Annotated in this window: 21 protein-coding genes and 1 riboswitch; of the genes, 11 read left to right on the forward strand and 10 right to left on the reverse strand. The window is 75.0% G+C overall.

What is annotated here, in order from left to right:
- Positions 1-585, reverse strand: coding sequence for a septum formation initiator family protein (locus tag A8713_RS07890; protein ID WP_064532557.1), 585 nt, complete (start codon positions 583-585; stop codon positions 1-3).
- Between the two features lie 13 nt (positions 586-598).
- Positions 599-1555: a 16S rRNA (cytosine(1402)-N(4))-methyltransferase RsmH gene (rsmH, locus tag A8713_RS07895; RefSeq protein ID WP_079158870.1), complete on the reverse strand. Its 957-nt coding sequence runs from the start codon at positions 1553-1555 to the stop codon at positions 599-601.
- 422 nt (positions 1556-1977) lie between these two features.
- Here rsmH and A8713_RS07900 point away from each other — a divergent pair, with 422 nt between their 5' ends.
- From A8713_RS07900 to A8713_RS07915, 4 genes are all read left to right on the forward strand, one after another.
- A complete protein-coding gene (locus A8713_RS07900; protein WP_018567467.1) occupies positions 1978-2523 on the forward strand; it encodes a beta-class carbonic anhydrase in 546 nt (181 codons plus the stop codon).
- A 309-nt stretch (positions 2524-2832) separates the two neighbouring features.
- Complete coding sequence (locus tag A8713_RS07905) at positions 2833-3906, forward strand: AAA family ATPase (protein WP_381743733.1); 1074 nt, start codon at positions 2833-2835, stop codon at positions 3904-3906.
- A complete protein-coding gene (locus A8713_RS07910; RefSeq protein ID WP_064532562.1) occupies positions 3906-5366 on the forward strand; it encodes a DUF58 domain-containing protein in 1461 nt (486 codons plus the stop codon). The genes A8713_RS07905 and A8713_RS07910 overlap by 1 nt, the downstream gene beginning before the upstream one ends.
- A gap of 328 nt (positions 5367-5694) precedes the next feature.
- Positions 5695-8076 (forward strand): transglutaminase TgpA family protein, encoded by a 2382-nt coding sequence (locus A8713_RS07915; RefSeq protein WP_064532564.1) that lies wholly within the window; start codon positions 5695-5697, stop codon positions 8074-8076.
- A gap of 335 nt (positions 8077-8411) precedes the next feature.
- Here A8713_RS07915 and A8713_RS07920 read toward each other — a convergent pair whose 3' ends face one another.
- From A8713_RS07920 to A8713_RS07930, 3 genes are all read right to left on the reverse strand, one after another.
- Positions 8412-8801, reverse strand: coding sequence for a DUF3040 domain-containing protein (locus tag A8713_RS07920; protein WP_064532566.1), 390 nt, complete (start codon positions 8799-8801; stop codon positions 8412-8414).
- A 275-nt stretch (positions 8802-9076) separates the two neighbouring features.
- Positions 9077-9862, reverse strand: coding sequence for a methyltransferase (locus A8713_RS07925; RefSeq protein WP_064532568.1), 786 nt, complete (start codon positions 9860-9862; stop codon positions 9077-9079).
- A gap of 174 nt (positions 9863-10036) precedes the next feature.
- The gene (locus tag A8713_RS07930) at positions 10037-10657 is read right to left on the reverse strand and encodes an SAV_6107 family HEPN domain-containing protein (RefSeq protein WP_064532570.1); all 621 of its coding nucleotides are present in this window, start codon (positions 10655-10657) and stop codon (positions 10037-10039) included.
- 209 nt (positions 10658-10866) lie between these two features.
- Between A8713_RS07930 and A8713_RS07935 the strand changes: the two genes are divergently transcribed.
- Together A8713_RS07935 and A8713_RS07940 are read left to right on the forward strand one after the other, a co-directional pair.
- Positions 10867-11496 (forward strand): TetR/AcrR family transcriptional regulator, encoded by a 630-nt coding sequence (locus tag A8713_RS07935; RefSeq protein WP_064532572.1) that lies wholly within the window; start codon positions 10867-10869, stop codon positions 11494-11496.
- A 443-nt stretch (positions 11497-11939) separates the two neighbouring features.
- Positions 11940-13460: a phytoene desaturase family protein gene (locus A8713_RS07940; RefSeq protein ID WP_064532574.1), complete on the forward strand. Its 1521-nt coding sequence runs from the start codon at positions 11940-11942 to the stop codon at positions 13458-13460.
- A gap of 123 nt (positions 13461-13583) precedes the next feature.
- On the opposite strand, the gene A8713_RS07945 is transcribed toward A8713_RS07940, so the two are convergent.
- From A8713_RS07945 to A8713_RS07965, 5 genes are all read right to left on the reverse strand, one after another.
- On the reverse strand, positions 13584-14633 hold the full coding sequence (locus tag A8713_RS07945; RefSeq protein ID WP_064532577.1) for an SCO2102 family sporulation regulator: 1050 nt from the start codon (positions 14631-14633) through the stop codon (positions 13584-13586).
- A gap of 57 nt (positions 14634-14690) precedes the next feature.
- Positions 14691-15614: a methylenetetrahydrofolate reductase [NAD(P)H] gene (metF, locus tag A8713_RS07950; RefSeq protein ID WP_064532579.1), complete on the reverse strand. Its 924-nt coding sequence runs from the start codon at positions 15612-15614 to the stop codon at positions 14691-14693.
- 153 nt (positions 15615-15767) lie between these two features.
- A complete protein-coding gene (gene thiE, locus A8713_RS07955; protein ID WP_064532581.1) occupies positions 15768-16430 on the reverse strand; it encodes a thiamine phosphate synthase in 663 nt (220 codons plus the stop codon).
- A 241-nt stretch (positions 16431-16671) separates the two neighbouring features.
- Positions 16672-17037 (reverse strand): Rv2175c family DNA-binding protein, encoded by a 366-nt coding sequence (locus A8713_RS07960; RefSeq protein WP_018567455.1) that lies wholly within the window; start codon positions 17035-17037, stop codon positions 16672-16674.
- Positions 17038-17137: 100 nt separating this feature from the next.
- A complete protein-coding gene (locus A8713_RS07965; RefSeq protein WP_385498703.1) occupies positions 17138-18412 on the reverse strand; it encodes an NAD(P)/FAD-dependent oxidoreductase in 1275 nt (424 codons plus the stop codon).
- A 172-nt stretch (positions 18413-18584) separates the two neighbouring features.
- A riboswitch (TPP riboswitch) is annotated at positions 18585-18696 on the forward strand.
- On the opposite strand from A8713_RS07965, the gene thiO reads away from it, so the two are divergent.
- The 5 genes from thiO to A8713_RS07990 all read left to right on the forward strand — a co-directional run bounded on the left by thiO (position 18694) and on the right by A8713_RS07990 (position 23976).
- Positions 18694-19857, forward strand: a complete 1164-nt coding sequence (gene thiO / locus A8713_RS07970) for a glycine oxidase ThiO (RefSeq protein WP_064532583.1) — start codon at positions 18694-18696, stop codon at positions 19855-19857. Its footprint overlaps the riboswitch before it by 3 nt.
- A 32-nt stretch (positions 19858-19889) precedes the next feature.
- On the forward strand, positions 19890-20090 hold the full coding sequence (gene thiS / locus A8713_RS07975) for a sulfur carrier protein ThiS (protein WP_064537313.1): 201 nt from the start codon (positions 19890-19892) through the stop codon (positions 20088-20090).
- Positions 20091-20094: 4 nt separating this feature from the next.
- The gene (locus A8713_RS07980; protein ID WP_064532585.1) at positions 20095-20889 is read left to right on the forward strand and encodes a thiazole synthase; all 795 of its coding nucleotides are present in this window, start codon (positions 20095-20097) and stop codon (positions 20887-20889) included.
- Positions 20890-21000: 111 nt separating this feature from the next.
- Positions 21001-22950, forward strand: a complete 1950-nt coding sequence (gene pknB, locus A8713_RS07985) for a Stk1 family PASTA domain-containing Ser/Thr kinase (RefSeq protein ID WP_064532587.1) — start codon at positions 21001-21003, stop codon at positions 22948-22950.
- 102 nt (positions 22951-23052) lie between these two features.
- Positions 23053-23976 carry a deoxyribonuclease IV gene (locus tag A8713_RS07990; RefSeq protein WP_064532589.1) on the forward strand — a complete coding sequence of 308 codons (924 nt, stop codon included), beginning with the start codon at positions 23053-23055 and terminating at the stop codon, positions 23974-23976.
- Positions 23977-23988: the final 12 nt, after the last annotated feature.

The following is a 23988-nucleotide window of genomic DNA, read 5'->3' on the forward strand; positions in this document are numbered from 1 at the left end:
TCACCTGCCGGGGGTCGGGGTCGTGGCGGGCTGGGGGCCGGTCGCGTCGGCCTGCCCGGCGGGCGCGGCGGTGTCGCTCCCGGGGGGCGCGGCGGGCGCGCTCTGCCCGGTGTCCGGGGCGGTGCCGTCGGCGGCGGGCGCGGGGGCCGTGGGCAGCGTGTCGCCCGTCAGGCTCTCGGGCGGCCGTACGGACACCGGGAGGTCGTAGGCGGCGGACTGCCCGGCGGCGGCGGAGGGCACGCCCTTGACGGTGCCGTCGGGGTTCAGGAAGGCGGGATCACCGCCGGGCACCATGCCCAGCTGCCGCGCGCGGCGCTGGAGGGCGTCGGGGGCGGAGTAGGAGTCGATGTCCCGCTGGAGGGCCTGCTCCTCGTCCGTGAGGTTCTTGGTGTCCTTCTTCAGGTCGTCCATCTGGAAGGCGCCTTCGCTGAGCGCGGAGTTCAGCACCAGCAGCCCGATGAGGCCGCCGCCCAGGAGCAGCACGACGAGCAGGACGAAGGGGGCGCGGGCTGCCTGGGGCCCCTTTCCCGGCAGGAGCCGCGCCAGCCGGGCGGCACGCCCCCGCGGCTCGGGTTTGCTGCTCACTGGTCCCCCTGGCTCACTCGGTGTCCTCCCTGATGCGCTCGGCACCGCGCAGCCGGGCCGGTGCCGCCCGCCGGTTCTCGGCGATCTCTTCCTCGGTGGGAAGTTCGGCACCGCGGGTGAGCAGCTTGAGCCGGGGCTGGTAGCGCTCGGGGACGACCGGGAGCCCGGGGGGCGCGGTCGTGGCGGCTCCGGCCGCGAACACCTGCTTGACCAGGCGGTCTTCGAGCGACTGGTACGACAGTACGGCGATCCTTCCGCCGACGTCGAGGGCCTTCACCGCGGCCGGGATCGCCCGCTCCAGCACGGCGAGTTCGCCGTTGACCTCGATGCGCAGCGCCTGGAAGGTGCGCTTGGCGGGGTTGCCGCCGGTGCGCTTGGCGGCCTGGGGCAGCGCGTCGCGGATCAGCTCCACCAGGCGGGCGCTGCGGGTGAAGGGCTCCTTCTGCCGCTCGCGCACCACGGCGGCCACGATCCGCTTGGCCTGCTTCTCCTCGCCGTAGGCCCGCAGGATGCGCACCAGTTCGCCGGGCGGATAGGTGTTCAGCACCTCGGCGGCGCCGATGCCCGCCGACTGGTCCATGCGCATGTCCAGGGGCGCGTCCTGGGCGTAGGCGAAGCCGCGGTCGGCCTCGTCGAGCTGCATGGAGGAGACCCCGAGGTCGAACAGGACGCCCCGTACGCGCGGCAGGCCGAGCCTGTCGAGCACCTCGGGCAGTTCGTCGTAGACGGCGTGCACCAGGGTGGCGCGGTCACCGAAGGGGGCGAGGCGTTCACCGGACAGGCGCAGCGCCTCCTTGTCGCGGTCCAGGGCGACGAGGCGGGCCTCGGGGAAGCGGGTGAGCAGCGCCTCGCTGTGTCCGCCGAGCCCGAGGGTGCAGTCGACGACCACCGCTCCCGGCCGCTCCAGGGCGGGCGCCAGCAGGTCCAGGCACCGCTGGAGCATCACGGGGACGTGTCGGCTGTCGCTCAAGGGGCCCTCTCAGGTCCGGCGGGCCCGCACGCACCGCCGGGTCCCCGACCGCTCGCGGGACGAGGGGGCCCTGCCGGCGCCGGAAGCGTCAGCCGACCGGGAGCGGGAGGAGGCCGAGCCGTACGTACGCGCCGCGCACGTGGGGAGACTGTCGGGCGCGAGCCGTGGTCTCCGGGGAAATGCCGTGCAGCAGGGAGGGCTGCGCCTCCCGCTTCGCGTCACTTTAGTCCACCGTGTCGCCCGGTCAATCAACCGGCCTGCGCGTCGCCCGCCGGAGTGCCGGGACACGGCGCGGGCCGCCGGTTCACCCGCATGGCCGCGGATCACCCTGTGTGTGGGTTCTCTCACAACAAGCCACTGTGATGTTCTTTGTCCGCTCCCACGACGAGACCGCGGCGCGCACGCCCAGTAACGTCATGAGTATGACGACTTCCGCATCAGTTCCCGCCGGTCCCGAGGACGCCATAACGGACCGTTCCGTCATCGACCGGCTCGTCACGGCCAACGGGACCTACGCCGACGCGTTCACCGACCCGGGCATGGACGCCCGGCCGGTCCTCCAGGTCGCCGTCGTGGCCTGTATGGACGCCCGTCTCGACCTGCACGCCGCGCTCGGTCTGCGGCTCGGCGACTGCCACACGCTGCGCAACGCGGGCGGTGTGGTCACCGACGACGTGATCCGTTCGCTCGCCATCAGCCAGCGCGCGCTCGGCACCCGCAGGGTGGTGCTCATCCACCACACCAACTGCGGCATGCAGACCATCACCGAGGACTTCCGCCACGACCTGGAGATGGAGGTCGGACAGCGCCCCTCCTGGGCGGTGGAGGCCTTCAAGGACGCCGACCAGGACGTGCGGCAGTCGATGCAGCGGGTGCGCACCTCGCCGTTCCTGCCGCACACCGACGACGTGCGCGGCTTCGTGTTCGACGTCCGCACGGGCCGGCTGCGCGAGATCGACCCGGAGTGACCCCGGGCCCCGCCCCGGGGTGCCGGGGCGGGGCGTCGGTGACATGCGGGCGGGACCGCGACGCCATGCGGGCGGGTTGCGTGTCGTCCACGGTGAAAAGTCGTGAAACCCGAATATCGCGGCCAGTTGTCCACAGGCGAGTGACACGAATCGGTAACGGCGGCAAGAATGCGGGGTGTGACATCACGCGGGACCTTCCGGGTGATGTCGTGTTCGGGGTGGGCCCGGTCCGCGCAGCGGGGCGTCGGCCCGGAAATCTGGGGAATCCCCCGCCCGGCGACGGGTGCGGGGACGGGCCGAGGAGGGCCGGTGACGACCTATGACGATCGAGCGAGCCATGGGGGTGCCCCCGCGCGAGCGCGGTCGGGCGTGGGGGGTGATCTGACCGCCACCGTGGAGCGTGTCCGCGGTTCGGTGGAAGGAGTGATCGAGGGCAAGCCCGAGGTCGTACGGCTCTCGCTGACCGTTCTGCTCGCCGAGGGGCACCTCCTCATCGAGGACGTCCCCGGCGTGGGCAAGACGATGCTCGCCAAGGCGCTGGCGCGCTCCATCGACTGCTCGGTGCGGCGCATCCAGTTCACGCCCGACCTGCTGCCGTCGGACATCACCGGTGTGTCCATCTGGGACCAGCAGCGCCGGGACTTCGAGTTCAAGCCGGGCGCCATCTTCGCGCAGATCGTGATCGGCGACGAGATCAACCGCGCCTCCCCCAAGACCCAGTCGGCGCTGCTGGAGTCCATGGAGGAGCGCCAGGTCACCATCGACGGGCAGACCTACGAACTGCCCGCCCCCTTCATGGTGGTGGCCACGCAGAACCCGGTCGAGATGGAGGGCACCTACCCGCTGCCCGAGGCACAGCGCGACCGCTTCATGGCCCGGGTGTCCATCGGATATCCCAGCCCGGAGGCCGAGCTGCAGATGCTGGACGTGCACGGCGGCGTCAGCCCGCTGGACGACCTGCAACCGGTGGCGCACGCGCACGACATCGTGAAGCTCATCGACGCGGTCCGCGCGGTGCACGTCGCCAAGGCCGTGCAGCGGTACGCGGTCGACCTGGTCGCCGCCACCCGCACCCACCCCGACCTCAGACTCGGCGCCTCCCCGCGCGCGACGCTGCATCTGCTGCGCGCGGCGAAGGCGTCGGCCGCGCTGAGCGGCCGGGAGTACGCGCTGCCCGACGACGTGCAGGCACTCGCCGTCGCGGTGCTGGCCCACCGGCTGCTGCCCACCGCGCAGGCGCAGCTCAACCGGCGGACGGCGGAGCAGGTCGTCGACGAGATCGTGCAGCGCACCCCGGTGCCCGCGGCGGCCCAGGCGGGCGGCGGCCTCGGAATGGGCAACACCGCGCCGGAGTTCGGCCGGCAGCAGCCGCGGAGGCTGTGATGACCGGCCCGGGGCCCGCGCGCGCGGAGGACGAGCAGGGCGGCCGGGGCGGCTTCCGTACGGCGCTCTCGGGTCTCACCACCCGCGGCCGGTCCTTCCTGGCCGCCGGGATCGCGGCGGCCGTGTGCGCGTACATCCTCGGGCAGGGCGAACTGCTGCGGGTCGGCCTGCTGCTGGCCGTGCTGCCCCTGGTCTGCGCGGCCGTGCTCCACCGCACCCGCCACCGGGTCGCGGGCAGCCGCCGCCTCAGCCCCGGGCGGGTGCCCGCGGGCGCCGAGGCCCGCGTCCATCTGCGGATGGACAACGTCTCCCGGCTCCCCACGGGCCTGCTGATGCTCCAGGACCGGGTGCCCTACGTCCTCGGGCCCCGGCCGCGCTTCGTCCTGGACCGGATGGAGCCGGGCGGACGCCGCGAGGTGTCCTACCGGGTCCGCTCCGACCTGCGCGGGCGCTATCCGCTCGGCCCGCTGCAACTGCGGCTGACCGACCCGTTCGGGATGTGCGAGCTGACCCGCTCCTTCTCCGCCTACGACACGCTCACGGTCGTCCCGCGCGTGGAGCCGCTGCCGCCGGTGCGGCTGAGCGGTGAGGCCAAGGGGTACGGCGACGGGCGGCAGCGTTCGCTGGCGCTGGCCGGCGAGGACGACGTGATCCCGCGCGGCTACCGCTACGGGGACGATCTGCGCCGCGTGCACTGGCGCTCCACCGCGCGCTACGGCGAGCTGATGGTGCGCCGCGAGGAGCAGCCGCAGCGGGCCCGCTGCACGGTGCTGCTGGACACCCGCGCCGTCGCCTACCGGGGCGCGGGCCCCGACGCGGCCTTCGAGTGGGCCGTCTCCGGTGCCGCCTCCGTCCTGGTGCACATGCTGGAGCGCGGCTTCTCGGTGCGGTTGCTGACCGACACCGGTGATTCGGTGCCGGGCGAGGGCTCGGAGGGCTTCGCGGGGGCCGGCCAGGACTCGGCGGACGCGGCCGGGCTGCTGATGGACACCCTCGCCGTGATCGACCATTCGGACGGAGCGGGCCTCTCCCGCGCCTACGACGTGCTGCGCGGCGGCAACGAGGGCCTGCTCGTGGCCTTCCTCGGCGATCTCGACGAGGCACAGACCACGATGGCCGCGAAGATGCGGCAGCGCAGCGGGGGCGCGGTCGCCTTCGTCCTGGACAGCGAGGACTGGAACCGTGACCCGGCGGGCGCACCCGCGGCGGGTGACGCGGCCGGTGCGCGGCTGCGGATGCTCCGTGACACGGGCTGGACGGCCGTGCGCGTGCCCCGGGGCATGTCCCTGGACGAGGCATGGCGCCGGGCGGACCATGAGCGCTCCGCCTCAGGCCCGGTCGGCGGCTCCCACTTCGCCCCGTCGACGGCGGCGAGCCGCGCGGGATCCGGCCCGGCGGGGCCGGGCACGGGCGGACCGGTGGCGGCGCGCGGCGCGGGCGCGGCCGGGGAAAGGCCGTGATGGGCGGCACGGCGGCGGGCCGGGCGCCGCGGCGGCCGGGTGGATCACCGCCGGGTACCGGGCCGGGATCCGCCACCGGGGGTGCGGGGGCGGCCCGGGGTGGCCGACGGGACGGGCGGCGAGGCCGTGGCAGTGGGCTCGGGCCCCGCGTCGGGTGCGGGAGCGGGAACGCGCGCAGAAGTGGGCGCGGTCTCCGGCAGCGAGCGCGGGCCGGGTCCCGGCTCCGGGCGCGTCGGGATGTCGCGGCGTCCCTGGCCGGGGCGCGGGCGAGTGGGGACAGGGGCATGAGCGGCGTGACCCGGCCGGTGGGCCGGCGGGAGGGGCGGGGATGAGCGGGCGGACGCGGTTGGCGCTGTGTGCGGCGGTGGCCACACTGATGGCGGCGTGCGCGTTGCTGCCGCTGGTCTCCCCCGCCACCTGGATCCTCCAGGCGACACTGATGCTCGCGGTGCAGTCGGGCGTCGGCGTGGCGGCCCGCCGGGTGCCGCTGGCGCGCCCGCTGACCGTGGCGGCGCAGGCCCTGGCCACCCTGCTGCTGCTCACCCTCCTCTTCGCCCGGCAGCAGGCGATCGCCGGGCTGATCCCCGGTCCGGACGCCTTCCGCCGGCTGGCCGCCCTGCTCCAGCAGGGCGGTGACGACGTCGGGCGCTATGCGATCCCGGCGCCGCTGTCCGACGGCATCCGGCTGATGCTCATCGGCGGTGTGCTGGTGATCGGGCTGATCGTGGACACCCTCGCGGTGACCCTGCGCAGCGCGGCCCCCGCCGGACTCCCGCTGCTCGCGCTGTACTCCGTGGCGGCCGGGCTGTCCGACGGCGGCTCGGCCTGGCTGTGGTTCCTCCTGGCGGCGGCCGGCTACCTCATGCTGCTGCTGGTCGAGGGCCGGGACCGGCTCGCGCAGTGGGGCCGGGTGTTCGGCGGTGCGGCACGGGCGCCGGGCGGCGGGTCCGGCGGCGCGGTGGCCCCGATCCGCACCGGACGCCGGATCGGCGCGGTCGCGCTGGGTGTCGCCCTGGTGGTGCCGCTCGCCCTGCCCGGAATGCGCGGCGGCCTGCTGGACGGCGACGGCGGCGTGGGCTCGGGCATCGGGGGCGGCGGCACCATCTCGGCGGTGAACCCGCTGGTGTCCCTGCGCGACAGCCTGAACGTCGACGAGAACCGCACGGTCCTCAGTCTGCGCACCAACTCCCCGAACGCCTCCGACCTGTATCTGCGCATCGTCTCCCTGGACGACTTCGACGGCACCACCTGGAAGCCGTCCCAGCGGCACATCGTCGGCGTGCCGGACCCGTTCCCCAGCCCGTCCGGCCTGGACGGCGGCGTCCGGCGCACCGAGATCACCACCTCCGTCGCCGCCGCCGACTGGTACGCGCAGGACTGGCTGCCGATGCCGTACCCACCGAGCGGTGTGCGGGTCGACGGCAGCTGGCGCTACGAGCCCGTGGGCATGACCCTGGTCGGCGACCACGGGCAGAACACCCGCGGGCTGTCGTACCAGGTCAAGAGCCTGGAGGTGCAGCCGACGGCGGAGCAGCTCGCCACCGCCGGGCAGCCTCCCGCGGCTCTGGAGCGCGAGTACACCAAGGTGCCCGACAGCCTGCCGGGCGTCGTGGCGAGCACCGCGCGCCGGGTCACGGCGGGAGCGGCGAACCACTACGAGCAGGCGGTGAAGCTCCAGAACTGGTTCTCCTTCGAAGGCGGCTTCCAGTACGACACTCAGGTCGAGGTGGGCTCGGGCTCGCAGGGGATCACACGGTTCCTCAGGGACAAGCGGGGCTTCTGCGTGCACTTCTCGTTCACCATGGCGGCGATGGCCCGTACGCTCGGCATCCCCGCGCGGGTGGCGGTGGGCTTCGCCCCCGGTGCCGCGCAGGGCGACGGCAGTGTCCAGGTGGGGCTCAAGGACGCGCACGCCTGGCCCGAGCTGTACTTCCAGGGCGTCGGCTGGACCCGCTTCGAGCCCACGCCGACCCGGGGCACGGTCCCGCAGTACACCACCTCGGACCCCTCGAACTCGACGCTGCCGAACCCGGCGCTGCCGTCCCAGGGGGCCAGCTCGCAGCCGTCCGCCGCGCCGTCCGCGAGCACCGGCTGCACCCCGCAGATGAAGCGGCTCCAGGAGTGCCCGAGCCCGTCCGCGCAGGCGGCGCTGCCCGCCGGGGACAGCGGCACGCCGTGGGGGGTGGTCACGGGCTGGGCCCTGGGCGGGCTCGCCGTGCTCGTCCTGCTGCTGTCACCGCTGCTGTGGCGGAAGCGGAGAAGAGCCGTCCGGCTGGGGGCGCACGGCCGGGGCCCGGCGGACGCGCTCCCGCACCGGCTGGCCGTCTGGCAGGAACTGACCGACACGGCCTGGGACTTCGGGATCTTCCCGGACGAGTCGCAGACCCCGCGCAGGACGGCGGAGCGGATCGTCCGGGCGGGACGGCTCGACCCGGTGGCCGCCGCCTCGGCCCACCGGCTGGCCGACGCCCTGGAGCAGGTGCTCTACGCGCCGAGCCCGAGCCCGATGCCGGGGCTCGCCGACGACGTCCGCCGGGTCGTCGCGGGGCTGCGCGGCTCGGCCTCGCGCGGTGCCCGGCTGCGCGCCGCCCTCGCCCCCCGCTCGACCGCGCGTCTGTCCTGGGCCCTCTCCGCCCGTTCGGCCGCCCTCCGCGCCCGCGCCGCGGCTCTCCGCCCGGCCCTGCGCCGCCCCTCGCGCCAGCAGGGCTGACCGCCCGGCGCGAGGTGGTCGCCGGGGCCCGCCCCGGGCGACCGCCGAGGGGAACGGACCGGCCGGGGGGCGCTCCGAGCCGCGTCGTGACGGACCGGGCCGCGTCCTGCCCCGGTCGTCCACCGCCGAGCCCGCCGAGCCGCGTCCTGCCGGGGCGCGTCTTCCTGGGCCGACAAACCACCGCGGGCGGGACGGGCGGGGCCGGGCGACCGGGCGCCGGGGCCGGGGCCGGCTGGCCGGCCATGGAGGCGAGGCACGGCATGACCAAGGAGCCGACCACGAGTCGTGGTCGGCTCCTCACACAAGCCGTTCGTGATGTGCCGCTCGGGCGGGGGCTATCGTCCCTGCTCGTCGCGGCGGCGCTGCCAGCGCTGCTCGATGCGGTCCATCATGGAGCGCTTCGAACGCGCCTGACGGCCCGGATGCGGACCGGCGGCGGGCCGCTCGCCCGGCTTGGGAGCCTTGCGCCAGCCGGTCACGGCCAGCAGCGCGCATCCCAGCATCACCAGGAAGCCCACCACGCTCACCCAGGGATACTGGGCGATCACACCTGCCATGAGGAGCGCGATACCTACGAGGAAGCCCGCGACCGCCTGGTAGACCCGCCGCCGGGTGTACGTACGCAGCCCGCTTCCCTCGAGCGCCGACGCGAACTTGGGATCTTCGGCGTACAGCGCTCGCTCCATCTGCTCGAGCATGCGCTGCTCGTGCTCCGAGAGCGGCACGGAGTCCTCCTCATCGTGCAGTCGCCGGGGCGACCCGGGGGGTCCCTTCAGGATAGGCAGGGAATCGCCCCCGTGAAACCCGCCCCTCTACGCCAATTGGCCAACCGGATCACCATGACGGAACCCGGCTCGCTGAGGCTTCATTCCCCGGCGACCGGCCCGTCATGCCGGGCGGCCTCCCTCGATCATACGGCGCCACCACCTGGATCGGGGGGCCTGTGGCACACTCCATGCCCGGCCGGGCCGCCGGCCGGCGGCCCGTCGCACCAGGCCGGTCAGGCCCCGGGCGCACCCCGGGTCTCACCGAGGACGTGGAGCTGGGTGGCCACGGAGTGGAACGCCGGCAGTTCGGCCGCCGCCGCCTCCAGCTGGAGCAGGGCGTCCAGCGCCCCCGGCTCGGTGTCCACCAGCACGCCCGGCACCAGGTCGGCGAAGACCCGTACGCCGTGCACCGCGCCGATCGCCAGGCCCGCCTCCTCGACGAAGCCGGTGAGCTGCTCGGCGGTGAAGCGGCGCGGCACCGGGTCGCCCTCGCCCCAGCGCCCCTCCGGGTCGCCCAGCGCCTGCCGGGCCTCCGTGAAGTGGCCGGCCAGGGCCCGCGCGAGCACCGCGCCGCCGAGTCCGGCGGCGAGCAGGCTGAGCACTCCCTCGGGGCGCAGCGCCGCGACCGCGTTGCCGACGCCGGCGGCCGGGTCGTCGACGTACTCCAGGACGCCGTGGCAGAGCACCGCGTCGTAGCCGCCGCGCTCGACCACGTCGAAGAGGCCGTGCACATCGCCCTGCACGCCGCGCACCCGGTCGGCCACACCGGCCTCGCCGGCGCGGCGCTCCAGCGCGAAGAGCGCGTTGGGGCTGGGGTCGACGACGGTGACACGGTGGCCGAGGCGGGCCACGGGCACGGCGAAGTTGCCGCTGCCGCCGCCGGTGTCGAGGACGTCCAGCGACTCCCGGCCCGTGGCCTTGGCCAGCCGGTCGAGGGCGTCCCGCAGGACGTCCCAGACCACGGCCGTGCGAAGCGAGGCGCGGGATCGGGCGACGGGTGGGCGCATCGGGTCCGACACGGCAGTTGACTCCTCGCGGCGGCACCGCCTCGGGTACGGCGGAGCGATCGGGCTGCCTCCCCGGCCCGCGACACGGGAGGTGGGAAGGCTTCAGGCGTCTCCACCCTATTGCCTCCGCCGCCCGGTCCGCCCGTCGCCTCGGCGCCGCCTCCCGCCGCCCCGGACCCGCGCGGGTCAGCCCGCGTCCGGTATGCCGTCGGCCGGTGGTCGCGCAACCCGCGCGCCGCCGGTCCGCGGACCTCCGGCCTGCTCGGTCCCGGCGGTGCGCGGTCCTGCCGCCGGCTCCCCCGGCCGGGGCGGCGGCAGGACCGGCTGGAGGACCAGCATCCGCTCGACGATGCGCAGGAACATCGCCACGTCCCGCATCAGGTCGTCGGCGTCCCGGTGGCCCGCCGCGCCCCGCACCCCGGCCTCGGCCAGCGCGCGGCGGCGGGCGCCCGAGGCGAACAGGGCGCTCCACTCGGTCAGTTCGGGTGCGATCTCGGGGAGCACCTCCCAGGCGCTGCGGATCCGGGCCCGCCGCCGGGAGCCGGTCTCCGGGCGGGCCCGCGCGGCGAGCACGGCGGCGGCGGTGCGCAGGGCGGCGAGGTGGGCGGTGGCGTAGCGCTCGTTCGGTGTGGGGAGGACGGCCGCCTCTTCGAGGCCGGACCGGGCCTGGGCGAGCAGGTCGAGGGCGGCGGGCGGGGCCGTGGCCCGGCGGAGCACGGGGTGCACATCGCTCGCCGGGCCGGTCAGTGAGGGGGCAGGGCCGGTGGCGCGGCGCCGGTGGGCGGCGGCCGCGGAGGGTTTGGCCATGACGAACCTCCTGTCGTCTGGGTGACGGCACGGGTGCCGTATGTGCCCATCGTGCGGTATGCCACTGACAATCCGTTCTGACCTGGTCTTTTGCCTCGCTCGTCCGTGCGGGCCCGGCGGCGGCGCGGGGCCGCCCGGCGTGGGGTGGCCCGGGGCCGCGACCGGTGGCGGCGCTCGGCGGGCGGCCCGTTCCTGTGACAATCAGGGCCATGGAAAGCAGCAGCGCCACGCCGGGCGGCCGTACCCGCCGCGAGGCCACCCGGCAGAAGCTCTACGAGGCAGCCGTCACACTCATCGCCGAGCAGGGCTTCTCCGCGACCACGGTGGACGAGATCGCCGAGCGGGCCGGGGTCGCCAAGGGCACCGTCTACTACAACTTCGCCAGCAAGTCCGTCCTCTTCGAGGAGTTGCTGCGGCACGGCGTGGGCCTCCTCACCGCCTCCCTGCGGGAGGCGGCCGAGCACGCGGCGCGCGCGGGCGGCGGCCGGGTCGACGCCCTGGACGCGATGATCCGCGCCGGGCTGGTCTTCATCGACCGCTATCCCGCCTTCACCCAGCTGTACGTGGCCGAGCTGTGGCGCACCAACCGGGCCTGGCAGTCCACGCTCATGGTGGTCCGGAAGCAGGCGGTCGCGGTCGTCGAGGACGTGCTGCGCGACGGCATGGCGAGCGGCGAGTTCTGCGCGGAGATCGATGTGCCGCTGACCGCCGCCGCGCTGGTCGGGATGGTGCTGGTGGCCGCCCTGGACTGGAAGGCGTTCCAGCCGGAGCGCTCCCTGGACGACGTCCACGCCGCGCTGTCGCGGCTGCTCCAGGGCCGGGTGAGCGGCTCCCGCTGAGAGCACGCACGGGAAAAGGCGCCGGTGTGCCGTGGCCGCGTCCCCCGCGGGCCACCGCGCACCGGCGCCGTTCCGTGCTCCCCCGTGCTCCCCCGTCCCCCGTACCTCGCTCCCCCCGTCGGACCCCGTTCGGTCGTTCCGGGCTCCCCCGTGCCTCGCTCCCGCCGACCTGGGCCGGCGGAAGGAGCGGTCCAGGGCAGCGCCGTTCCGCCGCCCCGTATCGGCGGTACCGGCGCTGTGCCCCTTCCCGTGCCTCCACTCTCTCGTCCGCGCGGGCCGGGGCCCATCCGCGCAGGTACTCATCTCGCCGTCTAGGTACGAGTACTCAGCCCTCCGTACCCGTCCCCGGGCACCGGGCCCGGACGGCCCCGCGCCTCCCGCGCAGGCGCCGGCCGCGGCACCCGGAACGGGGATTGTCGGTGGTGGTCGGTAGGGTCGCGGGCATGGCACGGATTGCGGTGATCGGCGCCGGGATGGGCGCGATGGCGGCGGCTGCCCGGCTGGCCGTCGCGGGCCACCGGGTGACGGTGTACGAGCGGACACAGACGTACGGCGGAGCGGTGCGCCGCTTCGAGCGGGACGGCTTCGCCTTCGACACCGGTCCCGCCCTGCTTCCGCTGCCCGCGGTCTACCGCGACCTGTTCGTGAAGACCGGCAAGGAGCCCCTGGAGGACCGCGTCGAGCTGGTCCAGGTCGATCCCGCGGCGCGGCACGTCTTCGCGGACGGCACCGAGTGCGCCTTGCCGAACGCCTCCCGCGCGGGCGTCGTCGCCGCCCTGGAGGACGCGCTCGGCGCGGGCGCCGGGCAGCGCTGGGGCGACTTCCTGGTGCGGGCGCGCGAGGCGTGGGACCGCACCAGGCGCCCGCTGCTGGAGGAGCCGCTGTGGCCCGACTGGCAGGTGCTGGCCGAGCGCGAGCCCTATCCGGCGGTCCCGCACAAGCGCCTGCTGCGCACCCGCCGGGCCGCCACACTCGCCGAGATCGGCGCCTGGGAGCTGCGTGATCCGCGCCTGGCCGCGCTCCTGGACAGCCACGCGCTCGCGTACGGGCTCGATCCCCGGACCGCCCCGGCGAGCGCCGCCGTGCTGCCGTACATGGAGCACGCCTTCGGCGTCTGGTACGTCCGCGGCGGTCTGCGCGAGCTGGCGCGCGCGGTGTACGAGCGGTGCACGGCCCGCCGGGTCGAGTTCGTCTTCGGCACCGAGGTCGCCCGGGTCGTCGAGAAGGACGGCCGGGTGGCGGGGGTGGAGTTCGCGGACGGGGGCGGCGCCGAGGCGGAGTTCGTGGTCACCGCGGCGGCCCCCGGGACGCCGGGCGGCCCCGCCGCGGTGCCGGGCGGTGCGGGCGCGGTGCCGCCGCAGCGGGGGCTGCCGAGCCGGCTGACCGTGCTGCTGGCGCTGCGCGGCGCCCGCCCGGAGGGGACGGCCCACCGGACCGTGGTGCACGCGCCCGACCCCGCGCAGGAGTTCGAGGCACTGTTCGGCTCGGGCGGTGCGGGCGGTGCGGGGCTGCCCGCGCGGCCCACGGTCGTCGTGGCGCGCCCCGGCGATCCCGCGCTGGTTCCGGACCCGGAGCACGAGGCGGTCACGCTCACGGCCACGGTCCCGACCCAGGGTTCGGCGGCGGCCGCCGGGCCGCGGGATCTGGCCGCGCACGCCGACCGTATGATCACCGCCGCCGCCCGAGCCGTGCCCGGACTGCGCGACCGGCTGCTGTGGCACGAGGTCCGCACGCCCGCCGACATCGCGCGGGAGACGGGCGCGCCGGGCGGGTCGGTGCCCGCGCCGGCGCTGGCCGCGGGCCGGGGACGGCTGCTGCATCCGGCGAACTCCACCGGTACCGAGGGCCTGTTCGCCGTGGGCGGCTGGGCGCATCCCGGCGGCGGGCTGCCGCACGCCGGCATGTCGGGCGCGCTGGTGGCCGGGCTCGTCGTGGAGGGCCCGGACTTCCGCGGCTCGCAGTGAGCCGGGGGCGCGGGCGCGGCGAGTACTGAGGCCGGCTCAGGAGCAGGGCGGTGAGGCCGCCGGAGGGCCGGCAGGGCCGCCCGAGGGCCGAGGAAGCTGCCCGGGGCGGCCGGTGAGGCTGCTTCAGAAACGGTACTGCTCGTCGTAGCCCGCGCCGTGCGGCGCCTGGCCCTGGCCGGGTGCCTGGCCGTGCGTCTGCCCCTGGCCGGGCCCTTGGCCGTGGGTGCCGTCGCCCTGTCCGTCGCCCTGGTACGGGTACGGCTGCTGTTCCGGCGGGAGCTGGCCGCCGTAGGGGTCGTCGCCGCGCTGCTGCGGGACCCACACGCCGCCCGGCGGGGTCTCGCCGCCGTAGCCGCCGCCCGGACCGCCCGCGGCGTACTGGTCCTGGCCGCCGTAGCCCTGCCGGCCGTAGTCGCCGGGGTGGCCGGTGCCGGTGCCGCCGTCGTAGGTCTGGGTGCCGATGTACGGGTCCGAGTAGGCGGCGTACTGCTGCTGGCCCGTGCCGTCGTAGCCGTAACCCTGCTGCTGGTACCCGGAGTAGTCGTAGCCGTAGCCCTGGTCGGGGGCCTGGGCGGTGGCGGCGTACGGGTTCGGGGCCGGACTGCCGGCGGAGTGGCCGGTGCCGCCGTAGACGCCGTAGGAGCCGGTGTCGTCGGGCAGCGGCTGCGGGGCGTAGACGGCGGTGGACTCGGCGGCCGTGGGCTCCGGCGGACGGGTCGGGGTGAAGACGTCGTCGGGCTCGTCGTCGTGCCCGTAGGCGGAGGCGTCGGGTCCGGGCCCGTCGTACGCGCCGGCCGGGTCGTCGGCGCCGAACGCCTCACCGGGGCCGTCGACGGCGGCCTCCGGGCCGGGGTTCTCCGGGGCCGCGTCCTTGCGGCCGCCCCTGCCCCGGCGGCGCTTGGTGCCCTCGGCGGCGCCGGGCTGCCGCACCGCCCAGCCCGCGACGAAGCCGCGGCGGAAGGACAGCGTCACATAGGTCTGCCCGGTCGCGAAGGCGATCGCCCCCAGGGCGATGACCAGGACGGACGGCAGGAGCACACCGAGGACCACGCAGAGGAAGCCGCCGAAGGCGAGCAGCCGCCAGCGCAGCCGCGCCTTGTACTGCAGCAGCACCTCGCCGAGCAACCACAGTGCGACGCCGCCGAACGCGATGTAGAGGACCGCCCAGCCCATGTACGCCCCTCTCCCAGTGGCCGTTCCGCAGTGTGTCGCACCCGTGATGCGACCGGTCTAGGCCCGCGGTGAGCGGTGCGGGCCCAGGTTCTCGTGGATCTCCAGGGTCGCCGTGGAGTTGTTGAGCGTGATGAAGTGCAGTCCGGGCACTCCTTCGGCCAGCAGCCGCGCGCAGAACTCCGTGGCGAACTCGATGCCAATGGAGCGTACAGCGGCCGGATCGTCCTGCGCCGCGAGGATGCGCTCTTTCAGGGCGCCGGGGAAGACGGCGTTGGTGAGCGACGGGATCCGCGCGAGCGTCTTCACACTGGCGATGGGCATGATCTCGGGGATGATCGGGGTCTCGCAGCCGGCCGCCGCGACCCGGTCGCGCAGCCTCAGATAGTCCTCCGGGTCGAAGAACATCTGTGTGACGGCGTAGTCGGCGCCGGCCCGGCACTTGTCGACGAAGTGGCGGACGTCGGTGTCCCGGTCGACGGAGCGCGGGTGCATCGCGGGGAAGGCCGCGACACCGACGCAGAAGTCACCGGAGGTCTTGATCAGCTCGACGAGTTCGGCCGCGTAGCGCAGACCGCGGGGATGGGGCACCCACTCGCCCATCGGGTCGCCGGGCGGGTCGCCGCGCAGGGCCAGCATGTTGCGGATCCCGGCGTCGGCGTACTGCCCGATGATGTTGCGCAGGTCGGCCACGGAGTGGTCGACGGCGGTGAGGTGGGCGATCGGGGTGAGCGTGGTGTCCGAGGCGATGGCCTCGGTCGCCTTGACCGTGCCCGCGCGGGTGGAGCCGCCCGCGCCGTAGGTCACCGAGACGAAGTCGGGCGCCACGGCCTCGACCCGGCGCAGCGCGTTCCACAGGTTCCGCTCGCCCTTCGGGGTTTTCGGGGCGTAGAACTCGAACGAGTACGTCGTCTTGCCGGTCGCGAGCATGTCGCGGACCGTGCGGGCGTGGTCCGACCTGGTGGATGCGGTGCCGAGGGCCATACTCGCAGGTTAGCCAGGGTGCGGCGGCCACCCAACCGAACGATGGCTTTTTGCCCGGTTTGCCGAGTTGTTGTCCACTCCTTGGACACTTTCCGTCCACGGACGCGCCGGACCGGTCCGCGGCCGGGGCTGAGATCGGGGCCGGGGCCGGGGTCAGACCGTCTCGCGCAGCCGCTTCGCGAACTCCGCCGCCGCGGCGCCGGGATCAGCGGCCTCGGTGATCGCCCGGACCACGACGACCCGCCGGGCGCCCGCCTCCAGCACCTGGTCCAGATTGCCCAGGTCGATACCGCCGATGGCGAACCAGGGGCGGTCGGTGCCCAGGGAGGCGGTGTACCGGACCAGGTCGAGGCCGGGCGCGTGGCGGCCGGGCTTGGTCGGGGTGGGCCAGCAGGGGCCGGTGCAGAAGTAGTCCACGCCGTCCTGGACGGCGGCAGCGGCGGCCTCGGACTCGGCGTGGGTGGAGCGGCCGATCAGGATGTCGCCGCCGAGGACGGCGCGGGCCGCCGGGACCGGCAGGTCGCCCTGGCCCAGATGCAGCACGTCGGCGCGGGCCGCGTGGGCGACGTCCGCGCGGTCGTTGACCGCGAGCAGTCTGCCGTGGCGGGCGCAGGCGTCGGCGAACACCTCCAGGTGCTCCAGCTCCTCCCCGGCCTCCATGCCCTTGTCGCGCAGCTGCACGATGTCGACCCCGCCCGCGAGGACCGCGTCCAGGAACTCGGGCAGGTCGCCCCGGTCCTTGCGGGCGTCCGTGCACAGATACAGGCGCGCGTCGGCCAGACGGGCGCGGGCGGCGGCTGCGGCGGTGTCGGGCATGCGTGGAGTCCCCCTGCGATCGGATCAGTGGTGCGTGGTCGTGCGTGCTGCGGGGCGTGCGTACCGCGCGCAGTGCCTATGCGTGTGCATACCTGTGCGTGCGTACGTGCTGGTGTTCCGGTCGCCGTGCGGGCCGGAGGGAGGCACGGGGCGCGCGCGGCGCGCACGCCCCGTCCGCGTCCGCCGTCCGGCGCGGCTACGCCCCGAACGGCTCGGTGGGCCGGTCGTCCCGGCCTCGGGCTCAGACGGCCAGCGCCTGGGCGCGGCGCTTCACCTCCGTGCCGCGGTTCTCACTGAGGGCCTGCGCGGGGGTGCCGGGCAGGCTGGGGTCGGGGGTGAAGAGCCACTCGATCATCTCTTCGGCCGTGAAGCCGTCGTCCCGCAGCAGGGTCAGGGTCCCGGTCAGGCCCTTGACGACCTTGTCCCCGTCGATGAAGGCGGCGGGGACGTGCAGCGCGCGGTTCTCACCCCGGCGTACGGCGATGAGCTGGCCCTCCTTCACCAGCTGCCGCACACGCGTCACCTCGACGCCGAGCATCTCGGCGATGTCGGGGAGGGTGAGCCAGGCGGGGACGAGCCCATCGGTCTTCGCGTCAATCTCGGTCACAGAACCAAGCGTGCCATCTGCCACTGACACGCGGAAGCCGACCCCGCCCACCCGGGCGGCGCGGCCGGGCGCCGCGCCCTGGGACCTGCCCTGGCTATAGCTAGCCGACGGCCGTCTTCAGCGGCCGCGCCGGGTCCGCCAGCAGCTCGGGGTCCATCGGCGCGCCCCCCTCGATCAGCCGTCTGCCCTGGGCGAGATCCCGCGGCCGGCCGACCGCCAACAGGGCGACCAGCCGCCCCTGGCGCAGCCAGCAGACCGTCCACGCCGGACCGGACGGCTCGCCGCGCCAGACCATGGCGTCGGCCGCGGTGTGGTGCCCGGCGTACTGCACGAACCGGCCGAACTGCTCGGACCAGAAGTACGGCACCGGGTCGTAGGCCGCGGGGGTCAGGCCGATCACGTCGGCGGCGACGGTGCGCGGCCCCTGGAGCGCGTTGTCCCAGTGGTGGACCAGCAGGCGTTCGCCGTAGCGGCGCGAGGGGAAGGAGGCGCAGTCGCCGACCGCGTACACGTCCGGGGCGCTGGTGCGCAGATGGTCGTCGGCGAGCACCTCGCCCCACTCGCCCAGGGCGATGCCGGAACCGGCCAGCCAGGCGGTGGCGGGGCGGGCGCCGATGCCGACGACCACGGCACCGGCGGGCAGCCGCTCGCCGTCGTCGAGGACGACCGCTCCGGGCTCGACGGCCGCCACGCGCGCGTGGGTGCGCAGCACGGCGCCGCTGTCGGCGTACCAGGCGGTCATGGGCGCGGCCACCTCGGCGGGCAGGACGCCCGCCAGCGGCCGGCCGGCGGCCTCCACGACCGTCACGGCGCAGCCCGCCTCGCGCGCGGCGGTGGCGAACTCGGCGCCGATCCAGCCCGCGCCGACCACCACGACGTCGTGCTGTCCGGCGAGGACCGGGCGCAGCCGTTCGGCGTCGTCCAGGGTGCGCAACAGGTGCACACCGGCAACGTCCTCGGTGCCGGGCAGCCGCACCGGTTCGGCGCCGGTGGCCAGGACGAGCACGTCGTACGGGACGGGCCCCGCGGAGGTGTCGAGCACATGGGCGTCGGTGTGTACGGCCAGGGCCTCGCAGCCCAGGCGCAGCTCGACGCCGAGGGCCTCGAAGTCGACGTCGAAGGCGGAGCCCTCCGCCTTGCCGAGCAGGACGGCCTTGGACAGCGGCGGCCGGTCGTAGGGCTGGTGGGGTTCGGCGCCGATCAGGGTGACCGTGCCGGTGAAGCCCTGTTCGCGCAGGGCGACCGCGGTCTGCACGCCGGCCATGCCCGCGCCGACGACGACCACGCGCCGCGGCTGCGGCGCGCCCTGCCGGGCCCGCCCGTGCTCCTGCTCCCGCGCCTGCGCCTGTCCCGGTTCCGGTGTCTGCTCGCTCACCCGATCACCATAGTCACCTGACAAGGCGTCAGGCAGGGGGCCGGTCCGGGCGCGGGTACCGGTCCGGTCCGGGCGCGGGTACCGGTCCGGTCCGGGCCCCGGTCCGCGGGGAGGCGGCGCACCGGAGGCTCCCTTACAGAGGCGCTGCTCGTGGGGCTAGGCTGGCGACCGTACAAGCACTCGCGGGAGCCCGGACGCACCGGGCTGAGAGGGAGGCTGGCGGCCTCCGACCGTACGAACCTGATCCGGGTCATGCCGGCGAAGGGAGGGGCTGGACGCCCATGTCGTCGCCACGTACGTCAGACGTCCTCGTCGTCGGGGGCGGAATCATCGGGCTCGTGACCGCCTGGCGGGCGGCCCTGCGCGGGCTGTCCACGGCCGTGGTGGACCCCGAGCCGGGCGGCGGGGCCGCGCAGGTGGCGGCCGGGATGCTGGCCGCCGTCACGGAGCTGCACTACGGCGAGGAGACGCTGCTCGGCCTGAACCTGGCCTCGGCCCGCCGCTATCCGGACTTCGCGGCCGAGCTGACCGAGGCCACCGGGCACGACCTCGGCTACCGCCGCTGCGGCACGCTCGCCGTCGCGCTGGACACCGACGACCGCGCCCACCTGCGGGACCTGCACGCCCTGCAACTGCGCTGCGGGCTGGAGGCGGAGTGGCTGTCCGGGCGGGACTGCCGCCGTCTGGAGCCGATGCTCGCGCCGGGTGTGCGCGGCGGTCTGCGGGTGGACGGCGACCACCAGATCGACCCGCGCCGTCTGTCCGCCGCCCTGGTGGCCGCCTGCGAGCGCGCCGGGGTGGTCTTCCACCGCGACCGGGCCGAGCGGCTCACCCTCGCCCGGGGCCGGGCCGCGGGGTGCGTCCTGCGCGACGGCACGGCGCTCGGCGCCGAGCAGGTGGTGCTGGCCGCCGGCAGCCTCAGCGGACGCCTGGCGGGGGTCCCGGACGAGGTGCTGCCGCCGGTGCGCCCGGTCAAGGGGCAGGTGCTGCGGCTGACCGTGCCGAAGCGGTACGCGCCGTTCCTGAGCCGCACCGTGCGCGCCGTGGTGCGCGGCGGCCACGTCTACCTGGTGCCGCGCCTGAACGGCGAGCTGGTCGTCGGCGCCACCAGCGAGGAGCTGGGCTGGGACACGACGGTGACCGCGGGCGGCGTCTACGAGCTGCTGCGCGACGCGCACGAGCTGGTGCCCGGGATCACCGAGCTGCCGCTGACCGAGACCCGCGCCGGACTGCGCCCCGGTTCCCCGGACAACGCGCCGCTGCTCGGCCCGACCGGTCTGGACGGGCTGCTGCTGGCCACCGGGCACCACCGCAACGGCGTGCTGCTCACCCCGGTCACCGGCGACGTCATGGCGCACGCCCTGACCACCGGCGCGCTGCCGGACGAGGCCCGTCCCTTCACCCCGCGGCGGTTCGCCGCCGCCCGCACGGAGCAGCCCGTATGAACACCTCCGCACCCCTGCCCCCGCCCCCGCTCCTGTCCGTCTCCGTCAACGGCGAGCCGCGCGAGATCGCGCCCGGCACGGCCCTGGACGCCGTCGTGCGCGCCGTGACGGCTGCGCCCTCCGGGGTGGCCGCCGCCGTCAACGAGACCGTCGTCCCGCGCACCCAGTGGCCCGCCACCGCGCTGTCCGAGGGCGACCGCGTCGAGATCCTCACCGCCGTCCAAGGAGGCTGACCCCATGGCCGACGACCCCTTCCTCCTGGGAGGCACGTCCTACACCTCCCGGCTGATCATGGGCACCGGCGGTGCGCCCAGCCTGGACGTGCTGGAACGGTCCCTGGTGGCCTCCGGCACCGAGCTGACCACGGTCGCGATGCGCCGGGTGGACCCCTCGTCGCACGGTTCGGTGCTGTCCGTGCTGGACCGGCTCGGCATCCGGGTGCTGCCCAACACGGCGGGCTGCTTCACGGCGGGCGAGGCGGTGCTGACCGCCCGCCTGGCCCGCGAGGCGCTCGGCACCGACCTGGTCAAGCTGGAGGTCATCGCCGACGAGCGCACCCTGCTGCCGGACCCGATCGAGCTGCTGGACGCGGCGGAGACGCTGGTCGACGACGGCTTCACGGTGCTGCCGTACACCAATGACGACCCGGTGCTCGCCCGCAAGCTCCAGGACGTGGGCTGTGCCGCGGTCATGCCGCTGGGCTCGCCGATCGGCTCCGGCCTCGGCATCCGCAATCCGCACAACTTCGAGCTGATCGTGGAGCACGCGCGCGTGCCGGTGATCCTGGACGCGGGCGCCGGTACGGCCTCCGACGTGGCGCTGGCCATGGAGCTGGGCTGCGACGCCGTGATGCTGGCCTCGGCGGTGACGCGGGCGCAGGAGCCGGCGGTGATGGCGGAGGCGATGCGGCACGCGGTGACGGCCGGCCGGCTGGCCCGGCTGGCGGGCCGCATCCCCAAGCGCCACTTCGCGCGGGCGTCGTCCCCGGAACAGGGCCTGGCCGCCCTGGACCCGGAACGGCCCGCGTTCTAGGTCCCGTCACAGGCCCCGCGCGCGTGGGAAGCGTCACAGCTCGGTCGCAGTCCCGGCGCCGGGGCCCGCGGGGCGGTGAGGGTGTCGGTGGCGGCTCGTAGACTCACGTGCGTGGATACGACCCTTCAGGACCCTCTCGTCGGGCAGGTGCTCGACGGCCGGTATCGCGTCGACGCGCGGATCGCCGTCGGCGGGATGGCCACGGTCTACCGGGCCCTGGACACCCGTCTGGACCGCGTGCTCGCGCTCAAGGTGATGCACCCGGCGCTCGCGGTCGACGGTTCCTTCGTGGAGCGGTTCATCCGGGAGGCCAAGTCGGTGGCCCGCCTGGACCACCCGAACGTGGTGCAGGTCTTCGACCAGGGCACCGACGGGTCGTACGTCTACCTGGCCATGGAGTACGTCGCCGGGTGCACGCTGCGCGACGTGCTGCGCGAGCGCGGGGCGCTCCAGCCGCGGGCCGCGCTGGACATCCTGGAGCCGGTGCTCGCGGCGCTCGGCGCGGCGCACCGCGCCGGGTTCGTGCACCGCGACATGAAGCCGGAGAACGTGCTGATAGGGGACGACGGCCGGGTCAAGGTCGCCGACTTCGGGCTGGTCCGCGCGGTGGACTCGGTCACCAGCACCACCGGTGCCGTCCTGGGCACCGTCTCCTACCTGGCCCCCGAGCAGATAGAGCAGGGCACGGCCGATCCCCGCGTCGACGTGTACGCGTGCGGTGTGGTGCTCTACGAGATGCTGACCGGCGGCAAGCCCCACCAGGGCGACAGCCCGGCCCAGGTGCTGTACCAGCATCTGCACGAGGACGTGCCGGCCCCGTCCGCAGCGGTGCCCGGCCTGCCGTACGCGCTGGACGAGCTGGTCGCCGCGGCCACCGCGCGCACCGCCGGGGTCCGGCCGCACGACGCGGTGGCGCTGCTGGCGCGGGTCCGCGAGGCCCGCGCCGCGCTCTCCGCGCAGCAGCTCGACGCCCTGCCGCCGCAGGCCCGCACGGCGGAGCACGACAACGGCGAGGACCGTACGAGCGTGATCCCGCGCGCGCTGACGGTGCCGCGTCCGCTGCCGGTGAACGAGGACACGCCGGACCCGGCCGGTGCGGGCGGCGGGGACCCACTGCACCGCACCAGCCGCTTCGAGGCGTCCGCGGCCCTGGCGCCCCGGCGGTCCGTCCGGCGGCCGAAGCGGATGGTGCTGACCGTGGTCGCCGCCGTCCTGCTGCTCCTCGGTGTCGGCGGCGGCGTCTGGTACATCAACTCCGGCCAGTTCACGAAGGTGCCGCCGCTGCTGGCGAAGACCGAGGCACAGGCCAGGAAGCGGCTCGACGCGGCCGGTCTGGACGTCAAGGACGTCAAGCACGCCTACAGCGACACCGTGAAGCGCGGCACCGTCATCAGCACCGACCCGGCGGCGGGCGCCCGGATCCGCAGCAACGACGCGGTGACGCTCACCGTCTCCGACGGCCCGGAGACCGTGAAGGTGCCGGATCTGAAGGGCCGCACGCTGGACGCGGCCCAGCGCCTGCTGAAGAAGGCCGGTCTGGAGCCGGGCATGGTGCGCCGCGCGTTCAGCGAGGACGTCGCGAAGGGCTCGGTGACCGGCACGGACCCCGCCTCGGGCACCGAGCGGCACGCGGGCTCGGCGATCGCGCTCACCGTCAGCAAGGGCAGCCCGGTCGACGTGCCGGACGTCGCGGGAGACGACCTGGACCAGGCGAGGTCCGAGCTGGAGGAGGCGGGCCTGAAGGTGACGGTCGCCTCCGAGCAGGTCAACTCCGAGCACGACAAGGGGCAGGTCGCCCGGCAGAGCCCGGCGGCCGGCGGCCAGGCGGCCGAGGGCGACACGGTCACGCTGACCCTGTCCAAGGGCCCGGAGATGATCGAGGTCCCGGATGTGACGGGCGACAGCGTCGACGATGCGCACAAGGCGCTGGAGGACGCCGGTTTCAAGGTCTCCGAGGACCGCGGGCTGCTCGGCCTGTTCGGCGACACCGTCAAGAAGCAGTCGGTGGCGGGCGGCGGGCAGGCGCCGAAGGGCTCGACGATAAAGATCACCATCAGGTGATCCCGCCGGGGTACCCGCAGGGCACGGCAGGAGCGGGCGGAGGAGACGGGGATCACCACGGCCGGCGTCCGGTGGCCCCGGCCCGCATGACACCCTGAACAGGTGAGCAGCCAGCAGTCCCCCGCCCCCTCCCCGTCCGCCGCGGCCCCGGTCCCGGCCCTGTCCGGCGCCGCGCGCAATCCGGTCGGCGGTCATGTCCCCGTGGCCGGCGGGCTGCACTCCGTGGGACTGTCCTACGCCCGTGAGCTGGGGGCCGAGACCGTGCAGGTCTTCGTCGCCAATCCGCGCGGCTGGGCCACGCCCACCGGCGACCCGCGCCAGGACGAGGCGTTCCGCGCGGCCTGCGCCGAGCAGTCGGTCCCGGCCTATGTGCACGCCCCGTATCTGATCAACTTCGGCTCGCACACCGAGGCCACCGTGGAGCGCTCCGTCACCTCGCTGCGGCACTCGCTGCGGCGCGCCCGGCAGATCGGCGCGCTCGGCGTCGTCGTGCACACCGGCAGCGCGACCGGCGGCCGGGACCGGGCGGTGGCGCTGAAGCAGGTACGGGAGCACATGCTGCCGCTGCTGGACGAGCTGACCCACGACGACGACCCGTGTCTGCTCCTGGAGTCGACCGCCGGACAGGGCGCGTCGCTGTGCTCGCGCACCTGGGACTTCGGGCCGTACTTCGAGGCGCTGGACGCCCATCCGATGCTGGGCGTCTGCCTGGACACCTGCCACATCTTCGCCGCGGGCCACGACCTGACCGGCCCGGACGGCATGCGCCAGACCCTGGACCTGCTGGTGGACACGGTCGGCGAGGGCCGGCTGAAACTGATCCACGCCAACGACTCCAAGGACGTGGTGGGAGCCCACAAGGACCGGCACGAGAACATCGGCTCCGGCCATATCGGCGAGGACCCCTTCCGGGCCCTGATGGCGCATCCCGCCACCGCGGGTGTGCCGCTGGTGATCGAGACGCCCGGCGGCAAGGAGGGGCACGCGGCGGACGTGGCCCGGCTGAAGCGGCTCAGGGACGGCTGAGCCGGTCAGGGA

This window comes from Streptomyces sp. SAT1, from assembly GCF_001654495.1.
In the GTDB taxonomy this organism is placed as follows: Bacteria; Actinomycetota; Actinomycetes; order Streptomycetales; family Streptomycetaceae; genus Streptomyces; species Streptomyces andamanensis.

Coding starts and splice junctions, on each gene's coding strand:
- A8713_RS07940 (WP_064532574.1), top strand. CDS start 11,940: ATGGCACGGATTGCGGTGATCGGCGCCGGGATGGGCGCGATGGCGGCG.
- A8713_RS07900 (WP_018567467.1), top strand. CDS start 1,978: ATGACGACTTCCGCATCAGTTCCCGCCGGTCCCGAGGACGCCATAACG.
- A8713_RS07945 (WP_064532577.1), bottom strand. CDS start 14,633: ATGGGCTGGGCGGTCCTCTACATCGCGTTCGGCGGCGTCGCACTGTGG.
- A8713_RS07910 (WP_064532562.1), top strand. CDS start 3,906: ATGACCGGCCCGGGGCCCGCGCGCGCGGAGGACGAGCAGGGCGGCCGG.
- A8713_RS07980 (WP_064532585.1), top strand. CDS start 20,095: ATGGCCGACGACCCCTTCCTCCTGGGAGGCACGTCCTACACCTCCCGG.
- A8713_RS07930 (WP_064532570.1), bottom strand. CDS start 10,657: ATGGCCAAACCCTCCGCGGCCGCCGCCCACCGGCGCCGCGCCACCGGC.
- thiO (WP_064532583.1), top strand. CDS start 18,694: ATGTCGTCGCCACGTACGTCAGACGTCCTCGTCGTCGGGGGCGGAATC.
- A8713_RS07935 (WP_064532572.1), top strand. CDS start 10,867: ATGGAAAGCAGCAGCGCCACGCCGGGCGGCCGTACCCGCCGCGAGGCC.
- A8713_RS07915 (WP_064532564.1), top strand. CDS start 5,695: ATGAGCGGGCGGACGCGGTTGGCGCTGTGTGCGGCGGTGGCCACACTG.
- thiE (WP_064532581.1), bottom strand. CDS start 16,430: ATGCCCGACACCGCCGCAGCCGCCGCCCGCGCCCGTCTGGCCGACGCG.
- metF (WP_064532579.1), bottom strand. CDS start 15,614: ATGGCCCTCGGCACCGCATCCACCAGGTCGGACCACGCCCGCACGGTC.